General features: G+C 75.2%; 9 protein-coding genes. 5 read left to right on the forward strand and 4 right to left on the reverse strand.

The features are described from left to right. Positions 1–67: 67 nt before the first annotated feature. Positions 68–898, forward strand: a complete 831-nt coding sequence (locus tag FHR78_RS06410) for a hypothetical protein (protein WP_166759582.1) — start codon at positions 68–70, stop codon at positions 896–898. A 384-nt stretch (positions 899–1,282) separates the two neighbouring features. Here the strand turns inward: FHR78_RS06410 and recQ are convergent, their stop codons facing one another. The 3 genes from recQ to FHR78_RS06425 all read right to left on the reverse strand — a co-directional run bounded on the left by recQ (position 1,283) and on the right by FHR78_RS06425 (position 6,890). Beyond that, on the reverse strand, positions 1,283–3,487 hold the full coding sequence (gene recQ, locus FHR78_RS06415) for a DNA helicase RecQ (RefSeq protein WP_166759583.1): 2,205 nt from the start codon (positions 3,485–3,487) through the stop codon (positions 1,283–1,285). 31 nt (positions 3,488–3,518) lie between these two features. Beyond that, complete coding sequence (locus FHR78_RS15595) at positions 3,519–4,472, reverse strand: CPBP family glutamic-type intramembrane protease (protein ID WP_166759584.1); 954 nt, start codon at positions 4,470–4,472, stop codon at positions 3,519–3,521. A gap of 75 nt (positions 4,473–4,547) precedes the next feature. Then, the gene (locus FHR78_RS06425; protein ID WP_166759585.1) at positions 4,548–6,890 is read right to left on the reverse strand and encodes a bifunctional metallophosphatase/5'-nucleotidase; all 2,343 of its coding nucleotides are present in this window, start codon (positions 6,888–6,890) and stop codon (positions 4,548–4,550) included. 211 nt (positions 6,891–7,101) lie between these two features. On the opposite strand from FHR78_RS06425, the gene FHR78_RS06430 reads away from it, so the two are divergent. Next, positions 7,102–8,046: an EamA family transporter gene (locus tag FHR78_RS06430; RefSeq protein ID WP_166759586.1), complete on the forward strand. Its 945-nt coding sequence runs from the start codon at positions 7,102–7,104 to the stop codon at positions 8,044–8,046. 41 nt (positions 8,047–8,087) lie between these two features. On the opposite strand, the gene FHR78_RS06435 is transcribed toward FHR78_RS06430, so the two are convergent. Continuing rightward, the gene (locus tag FHR78_RS06435) at positions 8,088–8,564 is read right to left on the reverse strand and encodes a GNAT family N-acetyltransferase (RefSeq protein ID WP_166759587.1); all 477 of its coding nucleotides are present in this window, start codon (positions 8,562–8,564) and stop codon (positions 8,088–8,090) included. Positions 8,565–8,700: 136 nt separating this feature from the next. On the opposite strand from FHR78_RS06435, the gene FHR78_RS06440 reads away from it, so the two are divergent. The 3 genes from FHR78_RS06440 (at position 8,701) to FHR78_RS06450 (ending at position 11,158) form a co-directional block, all read left to right on the forward strand. Continuing rightward, complete coding sequence (locus tag FHR78_RS06440) at positions 8,701–9,642, forward strand: shikimate dehydrogenase family protein (protein ID WP_432207139.1); 942 nt, start codon at positions 8,701–8,703, stop codon at positions 9,640–9,642. A 1-nt stretch (position 9,643) separates the two neighbouring features. Then, on the forward strand, positions 9,644–10,438 hold the full coding sequence (gene aroD / locus FHR78_RS06445; RefSeq protein ID WP_166759589.1) for a type I 3-dehydroquinate dehydratase: 795 nt from the start codon (positions 9,644–9,646) through the stop codon (positions 10,436–10,438). A 459-nt stretch (positions 10,439–10,897) separates the two neighbouring features. After that, positions 10,898–11,158: a DUF6458 family protein gene (locus FHR78_RS06450; protein WP_166759590.1), complete on the forward strand. Its 261-nt coding sequence runs from the start codon at positions 10,898–10,900 to the stop codon at positions 11,156–11,158. The last annotated feature ends 38 nt before the right edge of the window (positions 11,159–11,196 follow it).

Raw genomic sequence — 11,196 nt, forward strand, 5'->3', positions numbered from 1 at the left:
GCGGGTACGACGGGTGTCCCCCTCAGGGAGGATTGTGGGCCGTCAGGGCCCTCCCTATGCTCACCGCGTGGGGACCAGACGGGGCACAGGGGCGCAGCGGGGGCTGACGCTCGGGGACGCACGGCGGCGACGCCGGGCAGGCGGCGGCGCGGAGGCGGGCCTGGCGGTCCGTGGCGGCGTTGAGCGATCCGGGCCTGCCGACGGCCTGATCGCGGACGGCCCGTCCGAGGGACTCCTGCCGCTGCCCGCCGGAGGCGCCCCCCGCGTCGCGTGGATGCTCGCCCCCGTCTGGCACGCCGGGTTCGCGGTGCTGTCCGTGCTCGGCGCGCTGCACGCCGGGCCCGCCGGCACCTTAGCCCCCCTCACCGCGACCGTGCTCTACGGGATCGCCGGCGCCCTCTTCACGGCGGTCGCGCTGCTGCTCGTCGCCCTGCGCGTGCAGGGCACCCGAGGAGGAGCGGTGCCGCTCGTCCCGGTGCAGGCCGCGTACCTGACCACTCCCGTCGCGAGCGCGGTGCTGCTGACGGCGGCCTACGTGACGCGCGTCGGCGACGGCCCGTTCATCGGCGGCTTCGGCGCCATGGTGGCGCTGATCGTCGGGCTGGTGCTGCTCGCGCAGCGCACGGTCGAGCTGCAGCTCGGGTCGGCCGGGCCGGTGTCCGAACGGCGGACGCCGACGGCCCCGGTGACCGTGGTGCCCGGCGGCGCCGGTGCGGCGGGCGCGGACCGCGCCGCTGCGGGTGCTGGTGCTGGTGCGGCGAGCGCGGACCGCGCCGCCCGCCGGGCGGCCGTGGTGCCCGCCGCCGCCGTGTCGGCGGCTGTCTCGGCGGCGACGTCGGCCGCCGCGCCCGAGGCGAGCGCGTCGGACCTCGCACGTGACGGGTCGGCGCGGCTCTAGCCCCGGTCGTCCTGGTCGGCCTGCCGCGCGTCGCAGACGGCGCGGGGTCGACGTCGCGACGTGCGGCACGGCGTCGACGTGGGCCTTCGCGAGCACGACCTCGTCGCAAATGCCGACCTCGGAGCCTGCAATACGGGCTTTTCCCCCTGTTGTGACGCGCCCCGGGGCTGATCGGTCGGCATTTGCGGCAGCTTGCGGGCAGAGCTGTGTGGGCGCAGCTGCGAGGGCGGGGCTGTGCGGGCAGGGCTGTGCGGGCAGGGCTGTGCGGGCAGGGCTGTGCGGGCAGGGCTGTGCGGGCAGGGCTGTGCGTCGGCGTCGGCGTCGGCGTCGGTGTCGGCGTCGGTGTCCCCGGCAACGGCGGCTCGCCGGGGTGCTCCGCGGGCGTCAGCGCCAGTCGTCGGGCGGGACGGACTCGTCGTAGGGGTCGTACGGCGGCTCGTCGTCGAACGGGAAGGGGTCGGGCTCCGACGGAGCCGACGCCGTCGAGGGCGCACCGCGACGCGCGCCAGAGCCCGCAGCGCCTCCGGCTGCCGCGCCGGCCCGGGCGCCGGCAGTGCCGGCACCGACCCCAGCACCGCGACCACCGCGACCGCCGGCGCCGCCGGCCCCCGCCGAGGCCCCGGCCCCGGCCCCGGCCGCACCGTCGTCCGCACCGGCTCCGGCCTCGGCCGCCCGGGCCGCCGCCTCCTCGGGGGCGACGCCGGCGACGACGTCGAGGACCTGCTGCCCGTACGAGTCGAGCTTCTTCTGGCCGACGCCGCTGATGCCGGCGAGCTCGCCGATCGAGCCGGGGCGGCTCGACGCGACGGCGCGCAGGGTCACGTCGCCGAAGACGACGTAGGCAGGCACGCCCTGCGCCTTCGCGATGCCGGCACGCCACTGGCGCAGCGTCTCGAACAGCGGCACGTCGGCCGCGTCGAGGTCGGCGGCGCCCGACCCGCTCCGCGAGCCGCGGGCCGACGAGCCCGACGAGCCCCGGGCTCCGCGGACGCGCGGGGCCTTCTCGGGCTCCTTGCGGAGCCGGACCTGCTTCGCCCCCGAGAGCACCTCGGCCGCCGCGTCGGTGATGAGCAGGGTGCCGTACCCGTCGGGCGAGACCGCGAGCACCCCCTGCGCCAGCAGCTGGCGCACGACGCCGCGCCACTCGATCTCGCTGAGCTCGGTGCCGATGCCGAAGGTCGACAGCTGCTCGTGCCGGTTCTGGGTGATGCGGGGCGTGGTGCGCCCGAGCAGGATGTCGATGACCTGACCGGCCCCGAACTGCTGGTTGCGCTCGCGCTTGAGCCGCACGATCGTCGACAGCAGCTTCTGCGCCGGCACGGTGCCGTCGAGCGCCTGCGGCGGGTTCAGGCAGGTGTCGCAGTTGTGGCACGGCGTGCTCGCCTGCCCGAAGTAGCCGAGCAGCTGCACCCGACGGCACTCGACCGTCTCGCAGAGCGCGAGCATGGCGTCGAGGTGCGCGCTGAGCTTGCGACGGTGCTCGGCGTCGCCCTCGGACTGGTCGATCATGCGCCGCTGCTGCATCACGTCCTGCAGGCCGTAGGCGAGCCAGGCGGTCGACGGCAGGCCGTCGCGGCCCGCTCGCCCCGTCTCTTGGTAGTAGCCCTCGACCGACTTGGGCAGGTCGAGGTGGGCGACGAAGCGCACGTCGGGCTTGTCGATGCCCATGCCGAAGGCGATGGTCGCGACCATGACGATGCCGTCCTCGCGGAGGAACCGCGACTGGTTGCGCGCCCGCGTGCCGGCGTCGAGGCCCGCGTGGTACGGCAGCGCCGCGATGCCCTGCTTGACGAGGAACTCGGCCGTGCCCTCGACCGACTTGCGCGAGAGGCAGTACACGATGCCCGCGTCGCCGTCGTGCTCGGCACGGATGAAGCGGAGCAGCTGCTGCTGCGGCCCGTCTTTCGCCTCGATGCGGTACTGGATGTTGGGCCGGTCGAAGTCGGCGACGAAGTGCGCCGCGTCGTCGAGCTCGAGCCGCCGCGAGATCTCGCGGTGCGTCGTCTCGGTCGCGGTCGCCGTCAGGGCGATGCGCGGCACGTCGGGCCAGCGCTCGTGCAGCACCGACAGCTCGAGGTAGTCGGGCCGGAAGTCGTGCCCCCACTGCGCCACGCAGTGCGCCTCGTCGATGGCGAACAGCGACACCTGGCCGCGGTCGAGCAGCGACTTCGTCGAGTCGAGCTTGAGCCGCTCGGGCGCGAGGTAGAGCATGTCGAGCTCGCCCGAGACGAAGGCCTGCTCGACCGCGCGGCGCTGGTCGGGATCTTGCGTCGAGTTGAGGAACGACGCCCGCACGCCGACGGCCTCGAGGGCGTCGACTTGGTCTTGCATGAGGGCGATGAGCGGCGAGACCACCACGCCGGTGCCCTGCCGCACGAGGGCCGGCACCTGGTAGCAGAGCGACTTGCCGCCGCCGGTGGGCATGAGCACGAGGGCGTCGCCGCCGCCGACCACCTGGTCGATGATCGCGGCCTGGTCGCCGCGGAACGCGTCGTAGCCGAACACGCGCTGCAGCACCTCGAGCGGGGCCCCGGCGGGCTGCGTCGAGGGAGGCGCGGCGGGGGCGGAGGGGGCTGCGGCGTCGGTCACGCGACGAGTCTAGGAGGCCGGGCCGACAGGCTCAGCCGACCCGCGCCTCCTCGGGGACGGGGCCTGCCCCGGGAACGCCCGGGGAGGTGCGACGCTCGCCCGACCTGTGGAAGGCCCGGGTCACCAGCCACGCCCAGACCGGCGTGCAGACGACCGTGACGGCGAGGCCCAGCGGGCTGCCGTCGCTCGCCTCGGTGCCCGCGAACGGCGCCAGCAGCAGGAACAGCACCGTGTTGTTGAGCACGTGCCCGACGATCGCGGCCTCGAGGCCCCCGGTGCGCCAGGTCAGCCACGCCGCGGCGACCCCGAACACCGCCACGTCGAGCACGCCCCACGGGTTGTACGCGTGCGAGAGCGCGAAGGCGACCGTCGGCACGACGATCGCGACCACGGGCCAGGCGACCCACGACCCGAGGGCCTGGGTCGCGAAGCCGCGGTAGACGTACTCCTCGCCGGAGGCCTGGAGCGGCACCAGCAGGACGATCACCAGCACCGACCAGACGAGCGTCGACGGCGGGGTGGTCACCGGCCCCGTGCGGATCGCCTGGCCCGTGAGGGGCGGCACGACGAGGTAGCTGAGGCCCACGGTCAGCGCCATGAGCACGAGCCCCGCGGGCACGGTGCGGAGCATCCAGCGCCAGCGCAGCCGGCCCGCGACGCTCGAGAGCTGCCCGGGCCGCCCGAGGCCGGCGAGCCTCGTCGCGAGCAGCACCGACGGCAGCAGGGTGGCGATCGACGACAGCGTCAGCAGCAGGACGAGCGGCTGGGAGGCGTCGAGCCGGTCGTCGCGGAGGCCCTGCGCGACCGTCGCCGCGAGCTCCTGCCCGCCGACGGCGCGGATGACCGTGTAGATCGCCAGCACCACCGCGTTCGCGAGCGCGACGTAGAGCAGCGCCCCGGCCGCCACGGCGACGAGCGGCCGCCACCACCGGTAGGTCGGCAGGGTGCGGAACAGCCGGTGGTACTCGGAGGAGGCGGGGGTCACGCCCCCGAGATTAACGCCCGCGGCCCGGCCGCACCTGAGCAGGTGCGACCGGGCCGCGGGGTCGTGCGGGCGGCGTCAGACCGTGGTCGAGTCCTCGGTCTCGGCCGTCAGGGCGCGACGACGACGGAGGCGCGTGGCCGTGAGCGCACCGGCCCCGGCCAGCATCAGCACGAGTGCTGCGAGGAGCCCGGTCGTGGCGGCGTCCGAGCCGGTGAAGGCGAGGTCGCCCCCGGCGGTGACGGTCGGGGTCGAGCCCGTGCCCGAACCGGTGCCCGCACCCGCGCCGGTGCCGGTGCCCGTGCCGGGAGCCGTGCCGCCGCCGGTGCCGGGCGCGGCCGGGTCGGACGGGTCGGACGGGTCGACCGGCTCACCCGGCACCGGCTCGACGACGACCGGGGCCGCCGCGGCCGCGAGGACGACCGGCACGTCGATCTCGGTGCCCGTCCCGGCCACCGCGATGCGCAGCGAGCGCGTGACGGGGCCCGCCTCGGGGGCGGTGACGCCCTCGGGCACGGTGACCGTGAGCGTGGCGACACCCTGCTCGTCGAACAACGGGGTCGCCGCGGTGTCGACGGTCGAGGTCGCGACCTCGACGCCGTCGAGGGACGCGGTCACGGTGACCGGGTCGGCCTGGTCGGGCGCCGCCTGGCTCATGACGAGCGACGAGAGGTCGAGCTCGACCTGCTGGCCGGCCCCGAAGCCGCCCTCGGGCGCCTCGGTCGCCGTGACGCCCAGCGAGCGGACGGCGAAGTCCGGGGTCGGGACGAGCCCCTTCTCCGTCTGGTCGGCGAAGTAGTCGACCTGGCTCTGCAGGTCGACCTGGCCGCTGTCGGCGTGCGCGCGGCCGTTGGCGAACGCGGTGAAGCCGTCGCCGCCCGTCGCGAGGAACGAGTTCGTCGTCACCTTGTAGACGGTGTCGTCGACGAGGGGCTCGCCGTCGAGCGACGCGCTCGTGACGGCGAAGCCGCCCGTGGCCGAGGGGTCGTAGGTGTAGGCGAGGCCCTCGGACGTGCCCAGCTTGAGGAACGGACGAGCCGTGACCGTGGGCTGGTACTGCTGCCCGAGCACGGCCTTGATCTCGGCCCCGGTCATGTCGACCACCACGAGGGTGTTGGCGAACGGCTGCACGAGGGCGACGGACCGGTAGTCGATGACCCCGCCCGTCTCGGCGTCGTAGAGCAGGTCGGTGCGGAGCCCGCCCGGGTTCATCAGCGCCAGCTGGGCGCCCTTGTCGCGCGTCGACCAGAGCTGCACGTCGGCGACGAAGTTGCCGAGGGTCGACTCGCCGCCGCGGTTCTCGGTGCTGCCGGTGAAGGCGCGGAGGAAGTCGCCGCCGATGGTGCCGACCGGGTCGTCGCCGCGCTCGTTCGCGACGGCGACCGCCCGGGACACGATGCCCTTGATGTCGGGGTTCGGGCCGGGCGCGTAGCCGAACAGCTTCTGCTGCGGCAGCAGGGTGGCCCTCACGGTGTCGCGCGGCGCACCTACCGAGGTCGGGTCGAACGTCAGCTGGAGGTGGCCGAGGAACGCGCCGTAGCTGCCCGTCTGCACGACGGGACGCGGCACGGTGCTGTCGTCGGGCACGACCGTCGTGTTGTACGAGGCGTGCGTGTGCGCCGACAGGATCGCCGAGACGTCGGGGCTGACGCCGCGCGCGATCTCGCCGAAGGCGCTGTCGCCGCCGATCGCGGCGGGCGTGGCGTCGGCCGCGCCCTCGTGCACGAGCAGCACGATGGCGTCGGCCGCGTCGGTCGCGACGATCTCGTCGGCGGCGGCGTTGACGGCCGGCACGATCGGGGTGAAGGTGAGGCCCGCGATGCCGTCCGGCGACACGAGCGTCGGCATCGACTCGGTCACCGCGCCGATGAAGGCGACGCGCACACCGCTCTCCGTGGTCTTGACGGCGTACGGCGGGAGCGCGTGCTCGGTGCCGCGCATGACGTTCGCGGCGACGTACGGGAACTCGCTGTTCTCGGTCACCCGGCCCAGGAGGTCGTCCTGGCCCTTGTCGAACTCGTGGTTGCCGGCCGCCGACACGTCGAGGCCGATCGAGTTGAGGGCGTCGAGGGTGGGCTCGTCGTCCTGGATGAACGACGTGAACGTCGAGGCGCCGATGTTGTCGCCGGACGAGACGAACAGGGTGTCGGGGTTCGACGCCCGCACGGCGTCGACCGCGCCCGCGAGCGACACCGCGCCGCCGATGGTCGTGTTGCGGCCGACCCCGTCGTCGGGCTCGATGCGGCCGTGGAAGTCGTTGATGCCGACCACGTCGACGGTGAGCGGGACGGCCTGTGCGGCCGGGGCCGCGACGAGCACGCCGAGGCCGAGCGTGCTGACGGCGACGAACGAGAGGGCGGCGCGGCGTCGTCGCCGGCCTCCGCTCTCGGACTGGGGTGTGGCAGGGAGGCGGGGGCGCATGACGGGTGTGTCTCCTGTGTGCTGGGGGTCGGAGGGGCTCGAGGGGCCCCGGCGGCCTGGCCCCCGGTCGAGGGACGGCCCCCACGACCATAAGATCCAGTTGGGAGTCCGACAAGGCCTCCCGCCGCATCGTCATCCGTTGTTAACGCGACGGTCGTCCCCTGGGGCGACAGCTGTCGTCCTGGCCCGTGCCGCACCTCCTGGAGTCGCCGTGATCACCGCCGTCCTCGGCTTGCTGGCCGCCGCCTCCTACGGGTCGGCCGACTTCCTCGGCGGTCTCGCGGCCCGGCGCATCGCCCCGCTGCGGGTCACCGCCCTCGCCGCCGCGAGCGGCCTCGTGCTGCTCGCCGTGCTGCTGCTCGTCGTGCCCGGCACCTCCTCGACGGCGGCCGTCGGCTGGGGCCTGCTCAGCGGCGTCGCGGGGGCGATCGCGCTCGCGCTGCTCTACGCGTGCCTCGCGCTCGGGCCGATGAGCGTGCTGTCGCCGCTGACGGCCGTCGTCTCGGCGGTCGTGCCGGTCGGGGTCGGCCTCGCACAGGGGTCCCGGCTGGGAGGCGCGGGCTGGGCCGGCATCGCGCTCGCCCTCGTCGCCGTCGTGCTCGTCGGCTTCGTGCCCGACCCGTCCGCGCCGCGGCCCAGCCTGCGCGGCCTGCTCATGGCGCTCGGCGCGGGGGCGGGGATCGGCCTCGTGCTCGTGTTCCTCGACCGGACGCCGGCCGACTCGGGGCTCGTGCCGCTCGTCGCCAACCGGACCGCGAACGTGGTGCTGACCGGCGGGGCGGTGCTGGTGCTCGTGCTGGTCGGGCGGATGCGTCGGCGGGGGGCGGCGGTCTCGCCGGAGGCCGGTCGCGTCCCTCCGACCGAGGCGAGCCGAGGAGGTGCGGTGCCGGTCGACCAGGACGCCCCGCCCCTCCTCCCCCTGCGTCGCGCCCTCGCGCTGGCGCTCGCCTGCGGCGTCGCCGACAGCGGGGCGAACGTGCTGATCCTCGTCGGGCTGCGGCTCGGCGACCTCACCGTGATGAGCGTGCTGACCGCGCTCTACTCGGCGGCGACCGTCGTGCTCGCGGCCGTCGTGCTGCGCGAGCGGCTGACCCGGTCGCAGGTCGTCGGGCTCGTGCTGGCCCTGGGCGCGGCGGCGCTGCTGGCGCTCGACTGAGCTGAGGGGCGGATCAGGACGGGCTGGCCGGTCGGCTCGCGTCAGTCCTCGACGAGGCGCTTGCCGTAGACGACCACGTCGGAGGCCTCGTAGCCGAGGCTGCCCCACGTCGCCTCCGCGGAGTCGTTGCCCGCCCGCACCATGAGCTGCACCTTGGGACAGCCGGCCTCGAGCAGCAGGCGCTCGGCCTCGGCCACGATCTGGCGGGCCCGCCCGCCGCCGCGGTGCGAGGGCGCGACGGCGATGTACCAGAGCCAGCCGCGATGGCCCTCGTGACCGGCCATGGCGGTCGCGACGACCACCTCCTCGGCCGTGCCGTCGGGGTCGGCGGTGTCGGCGGGCTCGACGGGGTCGACGGGTTCGGCGGGCTCGGTGCCGACGAGGAACATCTCGGGCTGCACGGCGAGCTTGCGCTCGATGTCGCGGTGCGGGTCGTTCCACGGGCGGGTCAGGCCGCACTCGTGCCAGAGGGCGACGACGGCGTCGGTGTCGGCCGGACGGAAGGCGCGGATCTGCATCCCCCGATGCTGCCACGGGTGCGGACGGGGCCGGGGTGCGGCGGGTCGCCGTCGCCCGGGGCAGGTGCACTGCCGGGAGCTGCGGCGTCGGCTCAGGGGCTCCGGGCATACTGTGTCGCGTCCGTCCGCCAGAGAGGTGCCCGATTTGTCCGCTGCTCCCCGTCGCCTCGCCGTGCTCGGCTCGCCGATCGCCCATTCCCTGTCGCCTGCCCTGCACCGGGCGGCCTACGCGGAGCTCGGGCTCGACTGGCAGTACGACCGCGCAGAGGTGACCTCGGGCGAGCTCGGGCAGTTCTTCGACGAGCAGGGCCTCGACGAGCAGCGGCTCGGCCGCCGCGCCCCCGCCGCCGGGCACGACGCCCCCGCCTGGCGCGGCCTCAGCCTGACGATGCCCCTGAAGCGCGAGGTGCTCCCCCTGCTCGACACCCTGTCGCCGCTCGCGGAGTCGCTCGGCGTCGCCAACACCGTCGTCGTCGACGACGACGGCCGCCTGCACGGCCACAACACCGACGTCGACGGGATCGTCCGCACCGTCGAGGCGCACCACGACGCGCGCCCGGCCAGCGCGACGATCCTCGGGGGCGGGGCGACCGCCTCCTCGGCGATGCGCGCCGCGTGGCAGCTCGGCGCCCGGTCGTTCTCGGTGCACCTCCGCAACCCGATGCGCGCGGGCGAGCTGACGTCGCTGGCCTGCGAGCTCGGCTGCGACATCAGCGTCGCGCCGCTCACCGAGCTCGCCGCGCTCGGGCCGCTCGACTTCGTCATCAGCACGCTGCCCGGCGGCGTCGCCGACGAGCTGCCCCTGCGCCCGCGGAGCTCGTCGTCGGTGCTCTTCGACGTCGCCTACGAGCCGTGGCCGACGCAGGTCGCCTCGCGCTGGGCGGCCGACGGCGGCACCACCTTCAGCGGGCTCGACATGCTCTTCGAGCAGGCCGTGTCGCAGGTGCGGCTGTTCACGGGACTCCCGCAGGAGGTGCGGCTCGACGACGAGGACCGCGTGCGCACCGCGATGCGCGCCGCCGTCGGCCTGCCCGCGGTCGGGTCCGTCGTCCCGGCGTCGTCGCCCGTGGGGGCCTGACGTGCGCCCGACGCCCCAGCCCGTCGCGCTGCGGTCGCTCGTGCTGGGCGACGGCCGGCCCGCCGTGTGCGTGCCCCTCGTGGCCCGCACCGCCTCGGCGCTCGGCGACGCGGCCGCCTCCCTGACCCGCTCCTCCTACGACCTCGTCGAGCTGCGCGTCGACCACCTGACCGCCGTCGACGACCCCGAGAAGGTGCGCGAGGCCGTCGCCGCCGTGCGCGCCGCCCTGCCCGGCGACGTGCCGGTGCTGTTCACGTTCCGCACCAAGCAGGAGGGCGGCGACCGCGACATCACGCCCGACGAGTACGGCGACCTGCTCGTCCGCACGATCCGCGACGGGGTCGTCGACGCGGTCGACGTCGAGATGTACACGCAGCCCGACGTGCTCGAGTCGGTCGTCGAGACGGCCCACCACGCCGGCGTCGCGGTCGTCATGTCGTCGCACGACTTCGCGGGCACGCCTCCCCGGGCCGAGATGCTCTCCCGCCTGCTGCAGCAGCAGGAGCACGGCGCCGACGTCGTCAAGCTCGCCGTCATGCCGTCGACCCCCGCCGACGTGCTCGCGCTGCTCGCGGCGACGGACGACTTCCGCTCGGGGGCCGGGCTCGTGCCCGCGGTCACCATGTCGATGGGGCCGCTCGGGGCGGCGTCGCGGCTCGTCGGCGAGACGTTCGGGTCGTGCCTGACCTTCGCGGCGGCGACGGCCGACGGGGCGAGCGCACCGGGGCAGCTCGACGCCGCGGGCGCCCGGGCCGCGCTCGAGCTGCTGCACGGGGCGACGACGGCCGAGGGGTGAGGCGGGGCGGCGTGCCGGGGGCGTGTGCCGGGCTGGTCGTGCCGGAGGGCGTGTGCCGGGCTGGTCGTGCCGGGGGCGTGTGCCGGGCTGGTCGTGCCGGGGGCGTGTGCCGGGCTGGTCGTGCCGGGGGCTCCGACGGACCCGGCCCCGTGTCCCACACCGGGAAACACGAGCGACGGTCGTCGCTGAAAGGGACTCCAGGGCCGGGTACCCGCCGAAGTGACACGAGGATACCGCCTGGACGGGGCCACGCGGGAGTGGTTGCGCGACGACCGTCGTACCTGTACCGGCCTGCTCCGGGCCGTCGCCGGGCTGCCCCGCGACCTCACGGGGCGCCCTGCCGGTCGACGGCGGGAGGCCCGCGCCGGGGCGTCCCGAAGGTGGGGGTGACGAAGGAGGCGCGCCGTCAGTAGCGTGGCCCTCCGCGGTGGACGGTCCCCCGCTGACGAAGGAGACACCATGAGCATCGGCGGCGGAATCGCCTTGATCGTGATCGGCGCGATCCTCGCGTACGCCCTGGACTTCCAGGTCGCGGGCATCGACATCCAGCTGATCGGCTACATCCTCATCGCGGCGGGCGTCCTCGTGACGATCCTCGGCATCGTCTTCGCGACGCGTCGCCGCCGCACCGTGACCGAGTCGCGCACGGCCGTCGACCCGGCCAACGGCGAGCAGGTCACGCGTCGCTCGACGCAGGACGGCGGCGGCCCGGTCGTCTGACCGGTCCTCCCCCGAGACGGGCGGGTCCGTCGCCGCCG

The sequence above is a fragment of the Frigoribacterium faeni genome (assembly GCF_011761235.1).
Classification (GTDB): domain Bacteria; phylum Actinomycetota; class Actinomycetes; order Actinomycetales; family Microbacteriaceae; genus Frigoribacterium; species Frigoribacterium faeni_A.

Coding starts and splice junctions, on each gene's coding strand:
- FHR78_RS06425 (WP_166759585.1), bottom strand. CDS start 6,890: ATGCGCCCCCGCCTCCCTGCCACACCCCAGTCCGAGAGCGGAGGCCGG.
- FHR78_RS06435 (WP_166759587.1), bottom strand. CDS start 8,564: ATGCAGATCCGCGCCTTCCGTCCGGCCGACACCGACGCCGTCGTCGCC.
- FHR78_RS06450 (WP_166759590.1), top strand. CDS start 10,898: ATGAGCATCGGCGGCGGAATCGCCTTGATCGTGATCGGCGCGATCCTC.